The organism is Curtobacterium sp. ZW137 (assembly GCF_003762905.1).
Taxonomy (GTDB): Bacteria; Actinomycetota; Actinomycetes; order Actinomycetales; family Microbacteriaceae; genus Curtobacterium.
Genome location: NZ_RJKS01000003.1, coordinates 18,052 through 37,766 on the forward strand (window position 1 = coordinate 18,052; position 19,715 = coordinate 37,766).

The window sequence follows — 19,715 nt, forward strand, 5'->3', positions numbered from 1 at the left end:
GGCCGACCCTACTGGGGTGGGGTGTCGTGCCGGCCGCACGAGGCCCGGACGACGAGTTCCGGCGGGAACTCCTCGTGGTTCGGCGCGGTGCCGTCGAGCACACGCCGGACCGCGGCTTCCGCCATGGACTCGATGGGCTGCCGGACGGTCGTGAGGGGCGGCCACGTGTACTCGGCTTCCCACGAGCCGTCGAACGCGACCACTGCGACGTCCTCGGGGACACGGACCCCGCGCTCGTGGAAGGCGCGGAGCAGGCCGACCGCGGTGCGGTCGGAGGCCGCGAAGACCGCGTCCGGCCGATCCGCCTCGTCGGCGCCGTCGCCGCTGGCCGTGCCGTCGCCCTCGTCGGCGATCTGCAGGCCCGCCACGTAGCCGCCTTCCCGGGTGTAGCCGCCGTCGTACACCCGGCCTGGAGGCACGCCCTGACCCGCACACGCATCTCGCCATCCACGGTGGCGGGCTTCTCCCGCATCGGGCTGGCCGACGAACGCGATCCGGTTCCGTCCGTGGGCCAGCAGGTGCCGCGTTGCCAGCTCCGCCCCGGAGCGGAGGTCGGTGCCGACGCTCGCGACACCCGCACGTGCCGCGGAGACGTTGAGGTCGACCCACGGGAGCCCCACCGGGTCGATCGCGGACCGGTCGACCGCGCCACTCGAGAGCACGAGCACGCCGTCGACCATCCGGGCGGCGAACTCCTCGAACCGGGCGCGGATGCCGTCTGGCTCGAAGCTCGTCGCCGTCGAGTACAGGGCGTAGCCACGCTCGCGCGCTGCCGACTCGATCGCCGCCGCGTACTCGGCGAAGAACGGGTTGGCGAACACCGGGTCTTCTCGGTCGGGGACGGCGAGCACGAGTGTGCGCGCCGATCCGGACCGGAGTGCCCGTGCGGCCTGGTTGGGGCGGTACCCGAGTTCGGCCACCGCGGCGAGGACGCGCCGCCTGGTCTCCGGGGCGACCGGCGCGCCGCCGTTCAGGGCGTAGCTGACGACCGCGTCGGACACCCCGGCGAGCCGAGCGACGTCCCGCCGGGTGGGTTTACGTGCTCGTTCACCCGTCGGTGTCTCGTTCAGTCGCCCGCTCGGCTCCTCGTTCGGTCGCCCACTCGGCTCCTGGTTCGGTCGCCCGCTCGGCTCCTCGTTCGGTCGCCCGCTCGCTCGATCGGTCACCGGTCGATCATGACACCCGGTCGGCGACGGGCAGGCGCTCCCCGACGGCCACGGGCGCATCGCCCTGGTCCGGGATCGGCAGGCGCTCGCCGTCCCGACGAGCGGACTCGAACGCGATCAGGCCGGGCAGCGTGTACCGCGCGGCCTGCCAGGCGTTGACCGGGGGCAGGACGCCGTCGTTCACCGCGGTGACGAAGTCGTCCACCAGGAGCTGGTGCGAGCCTTCGTGCCCGTTGGGCGCGAAGTCGAACTCCGCGGGCAGGCGACCCGTCAGGGAGTCGTGGACGGGGGCGTGCCCGGAGACGAAGGAGCTGCGGAGCGCGGGCGAGACGTCGGCGAGGCGCGGGTCGTCTTCGTCCATGGTCGGACGAGTGGCGATCTCCTCGGAGACGTCCGTGACGCCGTCGCGGTCCTGCCAGACGGAGTTCGTGACGAGCTGCTCGAAGCTGCCGTCGGTGCCGAACCAGCGGAACCGGCTCTCACGGATGTACGACGGGAACCCGACACGGCGGAACTCGTTGATGCGCATCGAGCCGCCGCCGTCGAGCTCGAACAGCGCGGTCATGTTCGAGTAGTCGTTGTCGAACATGCTGACGTCGGTGTCGAACACCCCGTCGCCGCGGTCGTCGTGCACGCCGATGCAGCTGACGCTCGTCGCGTGCCGCGGGACGGCTCCGAGGACGCCGCCGATGGCGTGCGTCGGGTACCACATGGGCGGGTAGCTCGCGGTGGCCTTCCAGTCGTCGCCGCCGCTGTACTTGTAGGCGTCGTAGAACCCGAGGTCCATGTCGTGGACGTAGTCGCCCTCGGCGTAGAACACCCGGCCGAAGGCGCCCTGCTCGGCCTTCTGCCGCGCGAAGACGGTCGCGGGGTTGTACTGGCTGGTCTCCCCCATCATGTAGGTGAGGCCGGTCTCCTGCACCGCCGCGATGATCGCTTCGATCTCGGTGACGGCCACGGCCATCGGGACCGCGGAGTACACGTGCTTGCCCGCGCGGAGCGCCTGCAGCACGAGCGGCCCGTGGGTCCAGCGCTGGGTGAAGATCGCGACCGCGTCGACGTCGGGGCTCGCGAGCATCGCGTCGAGGCTCGGGAAGGTCCCCGCGAGGGCGAGTTCGTCGACGAGCTGGTCGGCGCGCTCCGGGATGACGTCCGTGGCGTACACCGCCGAGATGCCGGGGTGCTTGTCGAAGAGGGTCGCGAAGTGGCTGGCGAACTGGCCTGCTCCGACCATGCCGAGGGTGAACGTCATGCTGGCTCCTTCTGCCGGGGTGCGTCGTTGCTGTCCCATTGTGGTGACGCGGGTTTACTCGTGTCAACCCTCGGTTCCGGGTGTGGAGGGGCGTGTGTCCGAGGGCACATGTGGAGGACTGAGCGACTCCGGTCCCAGGTCCCGGCGCGAGCATCCGGTCATGGCCGACCGATCCCTCTCCACCGCCGTCGAGTACCGCATCGAGCGCGCGGCTCGCCGGGTCCTCGACGCCGGCCGGCAGCCGCGCAGCCCGGCCCGGGTGTTCGTGACGGAGTTCCTCGTGTTCGGGGCGAAGCAGGCGTGGGCGTGCACGTTCGGCGCCGCACTGCTCCTCGTCATCGCGACCGCACGGCTCGCGTGGCCGGAGGACGCACCGCTCGCCCGGAACGACGCCCTGACGATCGCCGCGGTCCTGATCCAGGTCGGGATGCTGGCGTTCGGGCTGGAGACGGTCCGTGAGCTCCGCGTCGTCCTGCTCTTCCACGTGGTCGGCACCGTGATGGAGGTCTTCAAGACCGACGTCGGCTCCTGGTCCTACGACGGCGGCGGTGTGCTCCACATCGCCGGGGTACCGCTGTTCTCCGGGTTCATGTACGGCGCCGTGGGGTCGTACATGGTCCGCGTGTACCGCCTGTTCGACCTGCGCTTCGAGCGGTACCCGCGCCAGTGGTGGACCGCGGTCGTCGCCGGCGGGGTCTACGGGAACTTCTTCGCGCACCACTTCGTGTGGGACGCCCGGTACCTGCTGCTCGGCGCGGTCGTGCTCCTCTTCGCCCGGACCACCCTGCACGCCCGGGTGCACCGCGCCACGCTCCGGATGCCACTGCTCGTCGCGATGGCCCTCGTCGCGGTGTTCATCTGGATCGCGGAGAACGTCGCGACCTGGGCAGGTGCGTGGACCTACCCGGCCCAGCAAGCCGCGTGGCACCCCGTCGCCCCGACGAAGATCGTCGCGTGGCTGCTCCTCATGACGATCTCGGTCGCGCTCGTCACCTGGCTCTACCGCCCGAAGCCGCCCGACGTGCCCTCGGCGAACTCCCGACGCCCGCCGATCCGCCGCGCAGCGCGTGCCCGTAGAGTGCAGGCACCGGTGGCAGCACCGGCGTCCGCTCGCCGCGAATCCTCAGCCTTCCGGCGCGATGCCCACCTAGGCTGAGAGGACGCGAAGGAACGGTCCACGTTCCCGCTCGACGACCCGAATCCAGAGGAATCACGAGGACACCATGGCTTTCAAGCCCGGTTTCGATCAGTCCCCCGCCTTCAACGACGCGGGCCGGAACGCTTGGGGCGCCGGCGCCAATTCGCAGCAGCGGACCGGATGGGGCCAGACCCCCCAGCAGTCGGCGGGCATGACGCCTGAGCAGCTGCAGCACATGTACGACCGTCCGTCGGCGAACACCGTCGACACGGACCGCATGTCGTACGAAGACACCATCATCAAGACGCTCGTGGCGTTCGGCGTGCTGGTCGTCGGTGCGGTGGCCGGCTGGAACCTCCCTCCGGTCGTCTGGATCGCCGGCGCGCTCATCGGCTTCGTGCTGGCGCTCGTGAACACCTTCAAGAAGAAGCCGTCCGCGGGCCTCGTGCTGGCGTACGCGTTCTTCGAAGGACTCTTCGTCGGCGGCATCTCCGGCTACTACAACAGCGCGTTCGAAGGCATCGTCACGCAGGCGGTCTTCGGCACCCTCGGCGTGTTCTTCGTGACGCTCCTGCTGTTCACGTCGGGCAAGGTCCGCGCGACCCCGAAGGCGACCAAGTTCTTCCTCGTCGCGATCGTCGGGTACATGGCGTTCTCGCTCGTGAACCTCGTCCTCATGTGGACGGGCGTCACCAGCACCGCGTTCGGACTCCTCGGCACGACGATCTTCGGCATCCCGCTCGGCGTCGTCATCGGCATCTTCGTGGTCATCATGGCCGCGTACTCGCTCATCCTCGACTTCGACCAGATCAAGACCGGCGTCCAGCGCGGCGCACCGCGCATCTACGGGTGGACGGCAGCGTTCGGCCTCATCGTGACGCTCGTCTGGCTCTACCTCGAGATCCTGCGCATCCTCGCCATCATCGCGAGCAGCCAGCGCAGCTAGGGCGCGCAGCGCCCGCACGAACGCGAAGGGCCCCGGCGAGTACGCCGGGGCCCTTCGTCATGCCCGCGCTGCCCCACCCGGACGCGCACGGCCGGACGCACGAAGGCCCGCCGAGCGCAGCTCGACGGGCCTCCGGGAGCGTCAGGCGCTCACTCCCACTCGATCGTCCCCGGCGGCTTCGACGTGACGTCGAGCACGACGCGGTTGACGTCCTTGACCTCGTTCGTGATGCGGTTCGAGATCTTCGCGAGCACGTCGTACGGCAGGCGCGTCCAGTCCGCGGTCATGGCGTCCTCGGACGAGACCGGACGGAGCACGATGGGGTGCCCGTACGTCCGGCCGTCACCCTGGACGCCCACGGAGCGGACGTCGGCGAGCAGGACGACCGGGCACTGCCAGATCTCCTGGTCGAGGCCGGCGGCGGTGAGCTCGGCGCGCACGATGGCGTCGGCCTCACGCAGCAGCGACAGCCGCTCGGCGGTGACCTCTCCCACGATGCGGATCCCGAGTCCGGGGCCTGGGAACGGCTGGCGCCCGACGATGACCTCGGGCAGGCCGAGCTCGCGGCCGACGGCGCGGACCTCGTCCTTGAACAGGGTGCGGAGCGGCTCCACGAGTTCGAACGTCATGTCCTCGGGGAGGCCACCGACGTTGTGGTGCGACTTGATGTTCGCGGTACCGGCACCACCGCCGGACTCGACGACGTCCGGGTAGAGGGTGCCCTGCACGAGGAACTTGACCTCGCCCTCGTCGCCGTCCGCGCGGGCCTCGAGGACGAGTGCCTCGGCCGCCGCTTCGAACGTGCGGATGAACTCGCGCCCGATGATCTTGCGCTTCTGTTCCGGGTCGCTCACGCCGGCGAGGGCGTCGAGGAACTGCTGCTCGGCGTCGACCGTGACGAGGCGGACACCGGTCGAGGCGACGTAGTCCTCTTCGACCTGCTTGCGCTCGTCGGCGCGGAGGAGCCCGTGGTCGACGAAGACACAGGTGAGCTGGTCGCCGACGGCCTTGTGCACGATCGCGGCGGCGACGGCGGAGTCGACGCCACCGGAGAGCCCGGCGATCACGCGTGAGGAGCCGACCTGCGCCTGGATCCGGGCGACCTGCTCCTCGATCACGTTCGCCGAGTTCCAGTCGCCGGGGAGCCCGGCGGCGCGGTGCAGGAAGTTCTCGAGCACGGCCTGGCCGAACGCGGAGTGCTTGACCTCGGGGTGCCACTGCACGCCGTAGAGCTTGCGCTCGTCGGAGGCGAAGGCAGCGACGGGGGTCGACGAGCTGGACGCCAGGACCTCGAAGCCCGCCGGGGCCTCGGACACGGAGTCGCCGTGCGACATCCACGTGGTCTGGGACGCCGGCTGTCCACCGAGCAGGACGCTGTCGGTCCCCGTCACGGAGACGTCGGTCGCGCCGTACTCCCGGAGCCCGGTGTTCGCGACGGTGCCGCCGAGTGCGGTGGCCATGGCCTGGAAGCCGTAGCAGATGCCGAGGACGGGGACGCCGAGCTCGAGGATCTCGCCGTCGAGGGCCGGTGCCCCCTGCTCGTAGACGGACGACGGGCCACCGGACAGCACGATGGCTGCGGGGTCCTTCGCGCGGATCTCCTCCGCGGAGATCGAGTGCGGGACGATCTCGCTGTAGACGTTCGCTTCACGGACGCGGCGAGCGATGAGCTGCGCGTACTGTGCTCCGAAGTCGACGACCAGGACGGGGCGCTGTTCGGTCTCGCTCACCGAGCGGCCTCCTTCTCACGCGCCTGTTGCGCGGTCAGCTCGTGGTAGGTGTCCATGGCGATCTTCTGCATGCGGTGCTCGACCACGAACGACATGAACGGGATGATGCCCCCGAGGGCGATGAGCAGGAAGCGGATCGGCTTCCAGCGCATGATGCTCCACAGACGGAAGTCGGTGAACAGGTACAGCACGTACAGCCAGCCGTGGGCGATGAGGATGCCGATCGACAGGTTGAACGTGCCCGGGTCCTTGCCCGCCGTGCCTTCCGGCACGAAGAACGCGCCCCCGCCGAGCTGCATCTCGAGGTGCAGCGGCGTGTACTTGATGACCATCTCGATCACCAGGGCGAGCAGGAGCACACCGGTGATGTACGCCGAGACGCGGTACCACTTCACCGCGCCCGGGATCTTCGGGATGTCGCGGGTTCGGACGGTCAGAGCCATATCGGCCATCCTACCGTCGCGTGAGGAGGACCTCTTCGTCCTCGTTCTCGCGCTCCCAGGCGTCCTTCACGAAGCGCCACCAGAGGAACACGGCGAACCCGGCGAAGACGACCCACTCGACCGCGTAGAAGAGGTTGAGCCAGTCGAACTGGACGTCCCGGGTGGGGGCACGATCGGCCACGGTGCCGAGGTCGGCTGCCGACGAGGTGGTGCCGTCGGCGACGACGTACCCGCCGTACATCCGGTCGTCGAAGGCCTTCCAGGTGTTCACGAAGCGTGCGGGCGCGACGGCCGAGTACTGGTCCTGTGTGAAGGAGTCCTGGTCCGGCGACTCCGACGGGTAGTAGCGGCCCTCCACCGTGATCGTCGCGCCGTCCGCCAGGCGGTCACCACCGGCGACGGCGGCCGAGCGCTGGTCGGACCATCCGAGGACGACCGGGAGGCTCGCTCCGGTGACCGTGTCGACCATGTGTCCCACGGTCTGGTAGCGCCCACCGCCGCTCCGCCCGGTCAGCACGGTCGTGTCACCCGCGACGAACCGACCGGTGACGGTCACCTTCTGGCCGGCGAGGCTGTCACCGACCCCGCGCTCGGGCTTCGAGACGTCCGAGAGCACGTGGCGCGTCTCGGTGGTGGCCGGCAGTGGCTTGCCGTTCTCGATGCTCCGTTCGAGCTGCCACTTGCCGAGGAAAGCGAACACCGCAGCGAGGACCAGCGCCAGCAACAGCAGGGCGATCCACCTCGGTCGTCGGGCAACGGCCCACATGCGTTTCAGTACTCCGGATCGCGTTGGCGTGCCGGGCGTTCGGGGCGCTCGGCGGGGATCTCGACCGACGACGTCCCGCTGCTCACCGTCTCCGGTTCTGGCGTGGGTGTCGTCTCCGGTTCCACATTCTCCCGCTCGTCCCTGCCAGCAGCCTCCACGAGGGCGATCTCCTCGGCGAACCGGGCGTCCCGCTCGGCCTTCCGCGCTGCCGCCGCCTCGGCGGCGGCGCGCTCGCGCCCACGCAGCTTGCGCACCCGGGCGGGACGCAGCACGAGGCGGCCGATCCGGTCCGAGTTCGACGCGAGCACGGGGCCCAGAACAGCCATGATGAGGACGTAGAGGCCCGCGAACGCGGTGATCCGAGCCTCCAGACCGGCGGCGGCCGAGAGCGTCGCGAGGATCAGCGCGAACTCACCACGGTTCACCAGGATGACGGCGGTGTTGATGCCCTGCTGAGCGTTGAAGCCGTTCATCCGGGCGACCAGCTGACCTGCGACGGCGTTCAGCACCACGGTCATGCCGATGGCCGCGAGGACCGGCCAGACGACCTCACCGAAGGTGGAGATGTCGAGGCCGAGGCCGAAGTTGACGAAGAAGAACGCGGCGAAGACGTCGCGCATCGGCAGAGCGAGCTGCTCGATCCGGTCGCGGTACCGGGTGGCGCCGCAGAGCAGCCCGATGACGAAGGCGCCGATCGCGTCGGTCACGCCGAGCAGGTCGCCGATGCCACCGAACATCACCGCGAGGCCGAAGAACAGGATCGTGAACAGCTCGTCGTCACGGGTCGCGAAGATCCGGGAGACCTGCTTCCCGCCCCACCGCGCCAGGCTGAACATCACGATGAGGAAGCCGAACGCCAACGCGAGCTTGCCGATCACGCCCCAGATGTTCGTGTCGCCGGAGAGCACGACGGACACGATCGCGAGGTAGATCGCGATGAAGACGTCCTCGATCACCGTGACACCGAGGATCATCGGCGTCTCGTCGTTCGCGAGTCGTCGGAGCTCGATGAGGAGCTTCGTGACGATGGCGCTCGACGAGGTCGCCGTCATGCCCGCGATGACGAGCGCTTCTCGCGTGCCCCAGCCGAGCGAGAAGCCGAACGCGAACCCGGCGGCCATGTTGATCGCGACGTACGTGCCGCCGGAGATCAGGAGCTTGCCGGCGTTGCCGTAGAACTCCTCCTGGTCGAACTCCAGCCCGAGGTTGAACAGGAGCAGGATCAGCCCGAAGGTGGCGATCAGCTCGATGGTGTGGGACTCGACGCTCAGCCCGATCCACGGCGTGTGCGGACTCGCGATGAGCCCCACGATCATGTAGATCGGGATGGCGGGCAGGCCGATGAGCTTGCCGAGTCGTCCGAGGACGTAGGCGATGAGGAACAGGCCGCCGATGGTCAGCAGCTCACCACCGAGGTCCATCCGCGTTACCTTCCGGGCGGGGCCTCGGCAGCAGCTGCCGCCGCGAGCTCACCGCTGCGGTAGAACGAGAAGGCCTTCGCGACCTTCTCGGGGGAGCCGGCCACGACGATGGTGTCGCCGGGGAAGACCACGAAGTCGGGCGAGGGCGCCGGGTTGGCGCTGTCACCGCGGACCACGGCGACGACGGTCAGGCCGATGAAGCCGGAGTCGTGGAGGTCGCCGAGGGGCTTGCCCGCGATCGCGTCGTCGTAGTCGACGGAGAACCAGTCGATGGAGAGGCCGGGGATCTCGTCGAGCTTGTCGAGGCCCTCGGTGATCCGGGTACCGCCGAGGAGCTCGGCGAGCGTGTGCGCTTCGTCCTCGCTGAGACGGAGCGAGACCTTCTCGGACTTGTCCGCGCCGTCCGAGACGTCGGCGAACGAGATGAGGTCGGAGTGCCCCGACCGGTGCGTGATGACACCACACTTGCCACCGTCGTCGGTGTAGAAGCTGTGCAGCACGCCGACTCCGGGGAGTTTGACGCGATGAACGTCGACCATGATGGCTCCCTTTTCGAGTACGCCCATGCTAACCACCGTGGAGTCCCGAGCATTCCATCTGTGGAAACTCGGTCAGCGCAGGATCCCGAGGCTCCGGGCTGTGGAGACGGCCGCCGTTCGCGACGTCACCCCGAGCTTCGAGAACACGTGCACCAGGTGCGACTTCACGGTCGCGTCACTGATGTGGAGCGCCGCGGCGACGTCACCGTTCGAGGCACCGTCGGCGACGAGTCGGAGGACCTCGAGCTCTCGGCCGGAGAGGCTCACCTGCGGCGACCGCATCCGCTCCATCAGCCGTCCGGCGATCGCCGGGGCGAGTGCGCTCTCGCCCGCCGCGGCGGCGCGGACCGCAGCCACGAGCTCCGCCGGCGGCGCGTCCTTGAGGAGGTACCCGCTCGCGCCCGCTTCGACCGCGCTCAGGATGTCGCCGTCGGTGTCGTAGTTCGTCAGCACGAGGACGTACGGCGGGGCATCGAGGGCGCGGATGCGTCGCGTGGCATCGGCACCGGTGAGCGACTGCCCGAACTGCAGGTCCATGAGCACGAGCTCGGGGCTGAACGCATCGGCGTACTCGACCGCTTCGTCGGGATCACCGGCTTCGCCGACCACCTGGATGCCCTCGGCCGCGTCGAGCAGGGCACGGAGCCCGGCCCGGACGACCGGGTGGTCGTCCGCGATGACGATCCGGATCACCTCCCCACCTCCAGCACCGCCACCAGCGTCGTCCCCCGGCCGAGAGCGGTGTCGACGTCGAGTGTGCCGCCGAACTGGGCGACGCGCTCTCGCATCGCCCGCAGACCGAACGAGTCCGTCCGCCCGGCGCCGGACTGCACGGTGACCGGATCGAACCCGGACCCGTCGTCCGCGACGGTGAGACGGGCTTCGTGCTCATCGGTGGTGAGCACGATGCGGACGATCGTCGCCCCGGCGTGCTGGACGACGTTGGCCACGGCACCCTGGGCGATGCGCAGGAGTGCGCTCTGTGCCGTCATCGGCAGGTCGATGGCATCCGGGACGCTGACCCGCACGGCGAGGCCGTCACGCGTCGAGGACTCGGCGAGACGGCGGAGCGCGGCGGCCAGACCCTGGTCGAGCGACGGCGGGGAGAGCTCGCGGATGAACCGTCTGGTGTCGGCGAGGCCCTCGGCCGCGGTCGCACGGGCGAGTCGGATGTGCTCGATCCCCGGGCGCTCCCCGTCGGCCAGTTCGGCGGCGTGCAGGAGCATCTGGATGCTCGAGAGGCCCTGCGCGACGGTGTCGTGGATCTCGCGTGCGAGCCGCGACCGCTCGGCGAGGACGCCCTGTTCGTGCTGGGTCGCCGCGAGCTCGCCCTGGGTGGCGATGAGTCGCGCGACGATCTCTTCGCGTTCGACGGCTTCACGGGCGAGCGCACGGTACCCGAGCCCGATCAGCAGCGCCACGCCGGCACCGACGAGCGGCCCGACGACACCGCCCACGGTGAACCCGCCGTGGACCCCGAGCGCCACGATCGCGACCCCGGTCGCCACGACCACCGCCGCGGGGCCGACGACGCCCGGGAGTACGTGGAGGTACAGGAAGAAGAGCGGGAAGACCAGGTAGGCGGCCTCGGGCACGAGGACGAGGAGCGCGATCCAGACCACCGTGAGTGCACCGATCCAGCTCGCGCTCGCAACGGTGCGCCAGCGTGGTCCCGCACGCGCCACGCGGCCACCGGCGACGTAGACCGCGGCGAAGACCACGGTGAGCGTGAGGGCGATCCACATCGACGGGCCACGATCGACGAGGACCCGCACCACGACCAGGACGGTAAGCACGGAGAAGAGCACGTGCAGCCCCGTCCGGAGCCCCACGAAGACCGGGGTGAGCGTGCTGTGTGCCATGGCACCACCAGCGTACGGAGCAGGCATCCGGAGGAGATCAACCGAAAGTTCGATCCCAGGACCAACCCGGACGACGATGCTCCGCGACCCCCATCCGGCGAGGCTGATGGAGACGTCGCAGAGGGTCTGCGACGCAGAAGGGAGACACCGTGTTCGTCGCCTGGCGCGACCTGCGACATGCCCGCGGACGCTTCGTCCTCATCGCCGCGGTGGTCGCGTTGATCACGTTGCTCGTCGGCTTCCTCGCGGGGCTCACCGGGGGCCTCGCCGCCCAGAACGTCTCGGCGGTGCTCGGCCTCCCCGGCAGCCGGCTCGTCCTCCAGCAACCGTCGAGCGGCCAGCCCTCGTTCTCCGAGTCCACGGTCAATGCGGACACCGTCGCCGCCTGGCGTGCCACGGGCGGCGTCGACGGGGTGGTCCCGATCGGGATCGTCCAGGGCCGCGCGCAGGGGGTCGAGACCAGCAGCGCGGCCACGGGCACCCCCGTCGGCGTCGCGCTGTTCGGGCTCCCGCACGACGCGCCCCGTTCGGCGGTCTCGGACCTGGCACCGGCCCGCGACGACCAGGTGGGGCTCTCCGCCGGCGCGGCCGAAGACCTGGGCGTCTCGGCCGGTGGCCACGTCACGATCACGGGCAGCACCTACCGCGTCGCCAGCGTGGGCGTCGACGCCTGGTACAGCCACACGCCCGTCGTCGCGATGACCCCGAACGCCTGGGCAGCGGCCGACCAGCGACTCGGCGGCGACGGTGAGGCCACCGTGCTGGCCGTGCGCGGGGACCCCGACTGGGACGCCGCCGCCGATCGCACCCACACCGCCGCCGATGCACCACTGCTGAGCCTCGGCGCCCTCGAGACCTTCAAGTCCGAGGTCGGGTCCCTCGCGCTGATGATCGCGATGCTGTTCGGCGTCTCGGCACTCGTCGTCGGGGCGTTCTTCACCGTGTGGACGATGCAACGCGCGGGAGACGTCGCCGTGCTCAAGGCGCTCGGGGCGAGCACGGGCTCGCTCGTCCGCGACGCACTCGGTCAGGCTCTGGTCGTACTCGTAACGGGGATCGGCGTCGGCATGCTCGCGGTCGTCGGCCTGGGCGCACTCGCCGGTGGCGCGTTGCCCTTCCTCCTCAGCCCGCTGACCACCCTCGTCCCGGCCCTCGCGATGGCCGTGCTCGGTCTCGCCGGGGCAGCGGTCGCCCTCCGGACCGTCACCGCGACCGACCCCCTCACCGCCCTCGGGAGCAACCGATGATCACCCTCGACGACGTCACCCTCACCTTCCCGGACGGCGCATCCCGCGTCACCGCTGTCGACCACGTGACACTCCGAGCCGACGCGGGCGTGGTCACGGGCATCACCGGTCCGTCCGGCTCCGGCAAGTCCTCGCTGCTCGCGGTCGCGGCGACGCTCATCCGGCCAGACGCCGGCCGCGTGCTCATCGGCGACGTCGACGCGGCGGAACTCACCCGTGACGAGGCCACGACGATGCGGCGGGAACGGATCGGCATCGTCTTCCAGCAGTCCAACCTGCTGCCATCGCTCACCGCCCGGGAACAACTGCTCGTGATGGCCGAACTCGGCGGGACACCTCGAGCGCAACGCCACCGGATCGCTGAACGCGCCGACGAACTCCTCGACGCCGTCGGCCTGTCCGGTCAGGCGGGCAAACGCCCGGCGCAGCTCTCCGGCGGGCAACGGCAGCGGGTCGCCATCGCCCGGGCGCTCGTCCACGAACCGGACGTGCTGCTCGTGGACGAACCCACGAGCGCGCTCGATCAGGAACGCGGGTGGGCGATCATGGACCTCGTCGCACGCCTCACGCACGAACGTCGGACGGCCACCCTGCTCGTCACCCACGATCTCGTCCACCGGGACGCGCTCGACGACCTCGTCACCATCGTGGACGGTGCGATCGCAACCAGTGCGCTCTCGATGGCCCGCGGGGGCTGAACGATGCGGACGAGCACAAGCCGCCGGTCTCCCGATCTCCTACTCGGGTTCGGTCGTCTTCTCGCCGACCACCTGCTCGTCGGACGCCTTCGCCCCGTCGGTCGTCCCCGAGCCGGCGGCGCCGGGCACCTTGACGTCGTCCTCCTCGAAGCCGAACGCGATGTCCGGCGCCTCGAGACGCACGCGGTCCGCCGACTCGTCGTCGGGCTGCAGCTGCGACTCGCGTTCGGCCGCGACGCGCTTGAGGTAGTTCGCGACCTCTGCCTCGGTCTGCTCCTGGTCCCAGCCGAGGACACCGGCCATGAGCCTGGCCGCGACCGGGGCCGCCGACTCGCCACGGTCCCACGCCTCGATCGAGATGCGGGTGCGGCGGGCGAGGACGTCCTCCAGGTGCAGGGCACCCTCGTGCGAGGCCGCGTACACGACCTCCGCGCCGATGTAGTCGTCCGCGCCGGGCAGGGCCTCGGCGAGCGCCGGGTCCTCCTTCACCAGCTGGAGCACCTCGGTCGTCAGCGTGCCGTAGCGGTTCAGGAGGTGCTCGATCCGCACCTTGTGCACCCCGAACGACTTCGCGGTGCGGCCGCGCTTGTTCCACGCGGCCGGGTAGCCCTCGGCGCCGAGCAGCGGGATGTCCTCCGTCGTCGAGGCGGGGATCTTGCCGTCCATCGCCGCGACGGCCTCGTCGATGGCGTCCTTGCCCATCACGCGGTACGTCGTCCACTTGCCGCCCGCCACGACGACCAGGCCGGGGGCAGTGTGCGCGACCACGTGCTCGCGGCTGAGCTTCGACGTCTGGTCGGACTCGCCTGCAAGGAGCGGACGGAGTCCGGCGTAGACGCCCTCCACGTCCTCGCGGGTGAGCGGGACACGGAGCACCTTGTTGACGTGCTCGAGGATGTAGTCGATGTCCGCCGCGGTCGCCGCCGGGTGCGCCTTGTCGAGGTACCAGTCGGTGTCGGTCGTGCCGACGAGCCAGTGCCGCCCCCACGGGATGACGAACAGCACGCTCTTCTCGGTGCGGAGGATCATGCCCATGTTCGACTGGAAGCGGTCACGCGGGATGACCAGGTGCACGCCCTTGGACGCCCGGACCTTGAACTGCCCGCGGGTCCCCACCATCGCCTGGGTGTCGTCGGTCCAGACGCCCGTCGCGTTGACGACCTGCTTGGCCCGGATGTCGAACTTCTCGCCCGTCTGGATGTCGTGCGCGTGCGCACCGACGACCCGCTCGCCCACCTTGATGAAGCCCTCGATCCGGACCCGAGCGGCAGCGTGCGCACCGTACGACGCCGCGGTGCGGACCAGGGAGGAGACGTAGCGCGCGTCGTCGACCTGCGCGTCGTAGTAGGTCATGCCGCCGACGAAGGCGTCCTTCTTCAGGGACGGCATCGAGCGCAGCACCTGCGTGCGGCTGAGGTGCCGGTGGTGCGGGACGCCGGGCGGACGACCGCCGGACCAGCTGAAGGCGTCGTACATCGCCATGCCGATCCCGATGTAGAAGCGCTCCCACACGCGGTGGTTGAGCGGGAAGAGGAAGCGGACCGGCTTCACCAGGTGCGGAGCGATGCGCTGCAGGAGCAGGCCGCGCTCGATGAGGGCTTCACGGACGAGCGCGAAGTTGAGCTGCTCGAGGTACCGGATGCCACCGTGCACGAGCTTCGAGGATCGGCTCGAGGTCCCCGAGCCCCAGTCCCGCGCCTCGACGATGCCGACGCTCAGGCCGCGGGTCACGGCGTCGAGCGCACTGCCGCCGCCCACGATGCCGCCGCCGACGACCAGGACGTCGAGCTCCTTGGTCTTCAGCGCCTCGATCGCTGCGGCCCGTTCGTCCGGGCCGAGCTTCGCCCCGGGGTCGAACCCCGCCGTGCCGAACGCTCCGGTGGGTGCCTTCTTGCCCGAGACCGTCGATGCCATGGTCGCCTCCGCGCTGCCGAGCACGTCGTGCGTGCTTCTCGTCGAGCGCCGTGGCGTCACCCGCGCTGTACGGGTGCCACCGTCACTGCTGGTGGTACGGCGCCACGACCACTTCTACTCGCTGGAACTCCTTGGCGTCGGAGTATCCGGTCGTGGCCATCGAGCGACGCAGCGCGCCGACGATGTTCGCGCGGCCGTCCCACGTCGGGGTCGGGCCGTTCAGGACGTTCTCGAGCGGGGCGATCGTGCCGACCTCCACCCGTCGGCCACGGGGCAGCTCCGGGTGGTGTGCCTCGGCACCCCAGTGGAAACCGCCACCCGGCGCTTCGGTCGCGCGGGCCAGCGCGGTGCCGAGCATGACCGCGTCGGCGCCCATCGCGATTGCCTTGACGACGTCTCCCGCGGTGTCGAGGCCGCCGTCGGCGATGACGTGCACGTACCGGCCACCGGACTCGTCCATGTAGTCACGGCGGGCACCGGCGATGTCGGCCACCGCGGTCGCCATCGGGGCGTGGATGCCGAGCGCCGCGCGCGTGGTCGACGCGGCACCGCCACCGAACCCGACGAGGACACCGGCCGCACCGGTGCGCATCAGGTGCAGCGCCGCCGTGTAGGTGGAGGCGCCGCCGACGATCACCGGGACGTCGAGCTCGTAGATGAACTTCTTGAGGTTGAGGGGCTCGGTGCTCTGCGAGACGTGCTCGGCGGAGACCGTGGTGCCGCGGATGACGAAGAGGTCGACACCGGCGTCGACGACCGTCTGGGAGAACTCCTGCGTGCGCTGCGGGCTCAGGGAACCGGCGACCGGGACCCCGGCGGCGCGGATCTCGGCGAGACGCGCGGTGATCAGCTCGGCCTTGACGGGCTCGGCGTAGATCTCCTGCATGCGCTTCGTGACGTTGCCGTCGGTGAGCGCGCGGATCTCGGCGTAGTAGGGCTCCGGGTCTTCGTACCGGGTCCAGAGGCCTTCGAGGTCGAGCACACCGAGGATCCCGAGCCGGCCCATCTGGATGACCGTGGCGGGCGAGGACACCGAGTCCATCGGCGCCGCGAGGATCGGCGCTTCGAACGTGAAGGCGTCGATCGACCACTGGACGTTCACGTCGCGCGGGTCACGGGTGCGCCGCGAGGGAACCACCGCGATGTCGTCGAACGCGTACGCCCGTCGTCCGCGCTTGCCTGCACCGATCTCGACTTCACTCACCCGGCAAGCCTACCGGGCGGGGTTCTCACGCCGCACGGTCCAGGTGGACGGGTCGGGTCGCGCGCGCGGCGGGACGGGCGTCGGCGAGCGCGGCGGGACGGGCGTCGGCGGGCGCGGCGGGACGGGCGTCGGCGGGGCGGGGCGTTTGGCGGGCGCGGCGTTGGCGGGCGCCGCGTCAGCGCGCGCGGCGTCGACGCAGCACGCGGAGCGTCAGGCCGAGGCCGAGCGCCAGGACGATCAGCACGACGAGCAGTGCGGCCGCGACCTTGACCAGGAGCGCGGCACCGACGAAGAGCACGGCGAACACGATCCAGACCAGGACGTCCATCGCGACGCTCGACACTCGTTGCACGCCGAGAACCTACCCCGTCGGGCGTCTGGCCGCGTCCGCTCCGGGGAAAGCGACACGGTGCGGCGTTGTGCGCGGCGCATTGCCCTGCGCGCTGTCGCTTCCGTCGCGTCGACCCCGAGCGCACCGCATCGACGCGGCCGAGTGACCCCGGGCGTGGGAGAGGGGCCGTGCGGCGCTGACGCGACTTCGCACGACCCCTCTCGGTGCCGGTACCGCCCCCACAGCGGCACCGGCGGGTCGACCCCGCTCAGCGATTGCTCGCTACCGAGCGGCGTCGACGTCCTTGGCGAGCGTCCCGAGGTAGAGCTCGATGACCTTGGGGTCGTCGGCGAGCTCACGTCCGGTGCCCGAGTAGGCGTTCCTCCCCTGGTCCAGCACGTACCCACGATCGCAGATCTGCAGACAGCGTCGCGCGTTCTGCTCGACCATGATGATCGACACTCCGGCCTTGTTGATCCGGCGGGTGCGGATGAAGGTCTCGTCCTGGCGCACCGGGGACAGGCCGGCGCTCGGCTCGTCGAGCAGCAGCACCTTCGGGTCCATCATCAGCGCACGGGCCATCGCGACCGACTGCCGCTCACCGCCGGAGAGCGATCCGGCCCGCTGCCCCTTGCGCTGACCGAGCACCGGGAACAGGTCGTAGATGACCTCGAGGCGCTCGGCGAACTTCCGCGGCCGCAGGTAGAGGCCCATCTGCAGGTTCTCCTCGATGGAGAGCGAGGGGAACACGTTGTTCGTCTGCGGCACGAAGCCGACACCCGCCTGCACGAGCTTGTTCGCCTTCATGTTGGTGATGTCCTCGCCCTGCAGGGTCACCGTCCCCTCACGCACGGAGACCAGGCCGAACAGTGCCTTGAGGAGCGTCGACTTGCCGGCGCCGTTCGGGCCGATGATGCCGATGAGCTCGCCGGGGTAGCAGTCCAGGTCGCAGCCGTTGAGGATGTTCACGCCGGGCAGGTAGCCGGCGACGAGGCCACTGGCCCGCATCACCGGTTCGAGCGTCGCCGTGGCGGTGCCGCCACCGGTCACGTCGGGCGCGCCGGTCGGGTCGGCCGGACCGGAGGCCCTGTTCGGGTCCACGGGGTTCGTCGCGTCGGTCATCGGGTCGCCTTCCCGTCGTCGGCGGCGGTCTCCGCCGTGCCGTCTTCTGCCTGGTCTTCCTCAGCGACCTCTTCCGCGAGTTCCTCGTAGGTCTCCTCGGTGAGGAGCGAGTCGTCACCGAGGTCGGTGTCGTGGTGCGCGCCGAGGTACGCGTCGATGACGGCCTGGTCGTCCATCACGGTGCCCGCCGGCCCCTCGGCGACGACCTTGCCCTCCGCCATCACGACGACCCAGTCCGAGATGTGCCGGACCATGTGCATGTCGTGCTCGACGAACAGCACCGTCATGCCGTCGTCGCGCAGGGACTGGATGTGCCCGAGGAGCGACTGGGTCAGCGCCGGGTTCACGCCGGCCATCGGCTCGTCGAGCATGATCATCGTCGGGTCGGACATCAGCGCCCGCGCCATCTCGAGGAGCTTCCGCTGGCCGCCCGAGAGCGAGCCGGCGTAGTCGTCCTTCTTCTCGAGGAGCTTGAAGCGCTCGAGGAGGTCCTCGGCCTTCGCGGTGATCTCGCGCTCACGCTTCGACCACACCGGCTTGATCAGCGCGGCGAAGAAGTTCTCGCCGGGCTGGTCCTTCGCACCGAGCAGCATGTTCTGCATCACGGTGAGCCGGGACAGCGCCTTGGTGAGCTGGAAGGTGCGGACCATGCCGGCGCGCGCCACCTTCGCGGCGCCGGTGTTGCCGAGCGTCTTCCCGTTGAAGACCCAGCGCGCGTCCTTGCCGCTCGAGGGCTTGTCGAAGCCCGTGAGCAGGTTGAAGAACGTGGTCTTGCCCGCGCCGTTCGGGCCGATGAGCGCGGTGATCGAGCCGCGCTGGACCTCGAGGTGGTCCACGTCCACCGCCGTCATGCCGCCGAAGTGACGGGTGATGGCGTCGACCGTGAGGATCGGGTCGGGCTTCGCGGAGCCCGGGGTGTGCGCGACCGTGGTCGTCGATGGTTCAGACACTGAACGTCAGCTCCTTCTTGTTCCCGAGGAGTCCCTGTGGGCGGAAGACGATGAGCAGCATGAGCGCGACGCCGACGAGCACGTAGGAGAACTGCTCCGCCTGCTGCGCGTTCATGATCGAGTTGGGGATGAAGTCGCCCGCGAGCGTGCGGATCGCGAGCCGGAGGACGAAGAACAGCACCGAGCCGAGTACCGGGCCGAACACCGTCGCAGCACCGCCGAGGATGAGCGCCGTCCAGATGAAGAAGGTCATCGAGCGGCCCATCGCGTCCGGTTGCACCGAACTCGGCAGGACGTAGATGATGCCGGCCAGAGCGCCGAGCGCACCGCCGAACACGAGCGCCTGCATCTTGTAGGAGTACACGCTCTTGCCGAGGGAACGGACCGCGTCCTCGTCTTCACGGATGGCCTTCACGACGCGGCCCCACGGGCTCCGCATCAGGAGGAACAGCACGAAGGTGAACAGGGCGACGAGGCCCCAGCCCACGATGCGGATCCACCAGCCGTTGACCCCGTTGTTCGAGTACGTGAACCACAGGATGGTGGTGGTGCCGTCCGGCAGGAAGCTCAGCGCGTTGAACGCGTCGCGGTAGCTCGACCCGGTGATGCCGTTCGATCCACCGGTCGTGGTGGTCAGCAGACTCGACCTGCCGACCATGCGGATGATCTCCGCGCCGGAGATCGTCACGATCGCCAGGTAGTCGCCACGGAGCCGCAGTGTCGGGATGCCGAGGATGATCGCGAACACGATCGCGACGAGCAGGGCGATCAGGACGGCCATCCCGAACGGCAGCCCGTTCGTGATCGAGATCGCGAAGCCGTAGGCGCCGAGCAGCAGGAACGCCGCCTGGCCCATGTTCACCAGACCGGTGAGCCCGAAGTGCACGTTCAGCCCGATCGCGGCGAGCGCGAACGCCGCCGTGGTGGGCGCGAGGGCCTCCTGCGTCAGCGCGCTGAGGAGGTTGACGATGTAGTCCATGGCTGCC

At 70.0% G+C, this 19,715-nt stretch carries 19 protein-coding genes; 4 read left to right on the forward strand and 15 right to left on the reverse strand.

Annotated features, from left to right (window positions below):
* Window positions 1–8 precede the first annotated feature (8 nt).
* Both EDF55_RS09615 and EDF55_RS09620 read right to left on the reverse strand, forming a co-directional pair.
* The gene (locus EDF55_RS09615) at window positions 9–1,070 is read right to left on the reverse strand and encodes a LacI family DNA-binding transcriptional regulator (RefSeq protein WP_123655414.1); all 1,062 of its coding nucleotides are present in this window, start codon (window positions 1,068–1,070) and stop codon (window positions 9–11) included.
* A 103-nt stretch (window positions 1,071–1,173) separates the two neighbouring features.
* Window positions 1,174–2,418 (reverse strand): Gfo/Idh/MocA family protein, encoded by a 1,245-nt coding sequence (locus EDF55_RS09620; protein WP_123654764.1) that lies wholly within the window; start codon window positions 2,416–2,418, stop codon window positions 1,174–1,176.
* A gap of 160 nt (window positions 2,419–2,578) precedes the next feature.
* Here EDF55_RS09620 and EDF55_RS09625 point away from each other — a divergent pair, with 160 nt between their 5' ends.
* On the forward strand, window positions 2,579–3,574 hold the full coding sequence (locus EDF55_RS09625; protein WP_123654765.1) for a DUF817 domain-containing protein: 996 nt from the start codon (window positions 2,579–2,581) through the stop codon (window positions 3,572–3,574).
* A gap of 193 nt (window positions 3,575–3,767) precedes the next feature.
* Entirely contained in the window at window positions 3,768–4,502 is a 735-nt protein-coding gene (locus tag EDF55_RS09630) for a Bax inhibitor-1/YccA family protein (protein WP_260235882.1), read from the forward strand.
* Window positions 4,503–4,651: 149 nt separating this feature from the next.
* Here EDF55_RS09630 and guaA read toward each other — a convergent pair whose 3' ends face one another.
* Genes guaA through EDF55_RS09665 form a run of 7 tightly spaced genes read right to left on the reverse strand, consistent with a single transcriptional unit; the run spans window position 4,652 to window position 11,263 of the window.
* Entirely contained in the window at window positions 4,652–6,232 is a 1,581-nt protein-coding gene (gene guaA / locus EDF55_RS09635; RefSeq protein WP_123654767.1) for a glutamine-hydrolyzing GMP synthase, read from the reverse strand.
* The gene (locus EDF55_RS09640) at window positions 6,229–6,675 is read right to left on the reverse strand and encodes a DUF3817 domain-containing protein (protein ID WP_123654768.1); all 447 of its coding nucleotides are present in this window, start codon (window positions 6,673–6,675) and stop codon (window positions 6,229–6,231) included. Before EDF55_RS09640 ends, guaA begins: the two co-directional genes overlap by 4 nt.
* A gap of 10 nt (window positions 6,676–6,685) precedes the next feature.
* Window positions 6,686–7,441, reverse strand: a complete 756-nt coding sequence (locus EDF55_RS09645) for an SURF1 family cytochrome oxidase biogenesis protein (RefSeq protein ID WP_123654769.1) — start codon at window positions 7,439–7,441, stop codon at window positions 6,686–6,688.
* A 5-nt stretch (window positions 7,442–7,446) separates the two neighbouring features.
* Entirely contained in the window at window positions 7,447–8,862 is a 1,416-nt protein-coding gene (locus tag EDF55_RS09650; RefSeq protein WP_123654770.1) for a cation:proton antiporter, read from the reverse strand.
* Between the two features lie 5 nt (window positions 8,863–8,867).
* Window positions 8,868–9,428, reverse strand: a complete 561-nt coding sequence (locus EDF55_RS09655; RefSeq protein ID WP_243698202.1) for a cation:proton antiporter regulatory subunit — start codon at window positions 9,426–9,428, stop codon at window positions 8,868–8,870.
* A 45-nt stretch (window positions 9,429–9,473) separates the two neighbouring features.
* Complete coding sequence (locus EDF55_RS09660) at window positions 9,474–10,094, reverse strand: response regulator transcription factor (RefSeq protein WP_123654771.1); 621 nt, start codon at window positions 10,092–10,094, stop codon at window positions 9,474–9,476.
* The gene (locus tag EDF55_RS09665) at window positions 10,091–11,263 is read right to left on the reverse strand and encodes a sensor histidine kinase (RefSeq protein WP_123654772.1); all 1,173 of its coding nucleotides are present in this window, start codon (window positions 11,261–11,263) and stop codon (window positions 10,091–10,093) included. Before EDF55_RS09665 ends, EDF55_RS09660 begins: the two co-directional genes overlap by 4 nt.
* Window positions 11,264–11,412: 149 nt before the next feature.
* On the opposite strand from EDF55_RS09665, the gene EDF55_RS09670 reads away from it, so the two are divergent.
* Together EDF55_RS09670 and EDF55_RS09675 are read left to right on the forward strand one after the other, a co-directional pair.
* The gene (locus EDF55_RS09670; protein WP_123654773.1) at window positions 11,413–12,510 is read left to right on the forward strand and encodes an ABC transporter permease; all 1,098 of its coding nucleotides are present in this window, start codon (window positions 11,413–11,415) and stop codon (window positions 12,508–12,510) included.
* Entirely contained in the window at window positions 12,507–13,208 is a 702-nt protein-coding gene (locus tag EDF55_RS09675; RefSeq protein WP_123654774.1) for an ABC transporter ATP-binding protein, read from the forward strand. Before EDF55_RS09670 ends, EDF55_RS09675 begins: the two co-directional genes overlap by 4 nt.
* Before the next feature lie 39 nt (window positions 13,209–13,247).
* On the opposite strand, the gene EDF55_RS09680 is transcribed toward EDF55_RS09675, so the two are convergent.
* The 6 genes from EDF55_RS09680 to EDF55_RS09700 all read right to left on the reverse strand — a co-directional run bounded on the left by EDF55_RS09680 (window position 13,248) and on the right by EDF55_RS09700 (window position 19,708).
* Entirely contained in the window at window positions 13,248–15,122 is a 1,875-nt protein-coding gene (locus EDF55_RS09680) for a glycerol-3-phosphate dehydrogenase/oxidase (protein WP_123654775.1), read from the reverse strand.
* Window positions 15,123–15,204: 82 nt separating this feature from the next.
* On the reverse strand, window positions 15,205–16,326 hold the full coding sequence (locus EDF55_RS09685) for a GuaB3 family IMP dehydrogenase-related protein (RefSeq protein ID WP_123654776.1): 1,122 nt from the start codon (window positions 16,324–16,326) through the stop codon (window positions 15,205–15,207).
* A 175-nt stretch (window positions 16,327–16,501) separates the two neighbouring features.
* Window positions 16,502–16,678, reverse strand: coding sequence for a hypothetical protein (locus tag EDF55_RS18810; RefSeq protein ID WP_185017301.1), 177 nt, complete (start codon window positions 16,676–16,678; stop codon window positions 16,502–16,504).
* Between the two features lie 261 nt (window positions 16,679–16,939).
* Window positions 16,940–17,779, reverse strand: a complete 840-nt coding sequence (locus EDF55_RS09690) for an ABC transporter ATP-binding protein (protein WP_123654777.1) — start codon at window positions 17,777–17,779, stop codon at window positions 16,940–16,942.
* Entirely contained in the window at window positions 17,776–18,729 is a 954-nt protein-coding gene (locus EDF55_RS19175) for an ABC transporter ATP-binding protein (protein WP_123654778.1), read from the reverse strand. The genes EDF55_RS09690 and EDF55_RS19175 overlap by 4 nt, the downstream gene beginning before the upstream one ends.
* Window positions 18,722–19,708 (reverse strand): branched-chain amino acid ABC transporter permease, encoded by a 987-nt coding sequence (locus EDF55_RS09700; protein WP_123654779.1) that lies wholly within the window; start codon window positions 19,706–19,708, stop codon window positions 18,722–18,724. The genes EDF55_RS19175 and EDF55_RS09700 overlap by 8 nt, the downstream gene beginning before the upstream one ends.
* Window positions 19,709–19,715 lie beyond the last annotated feature (7 nt).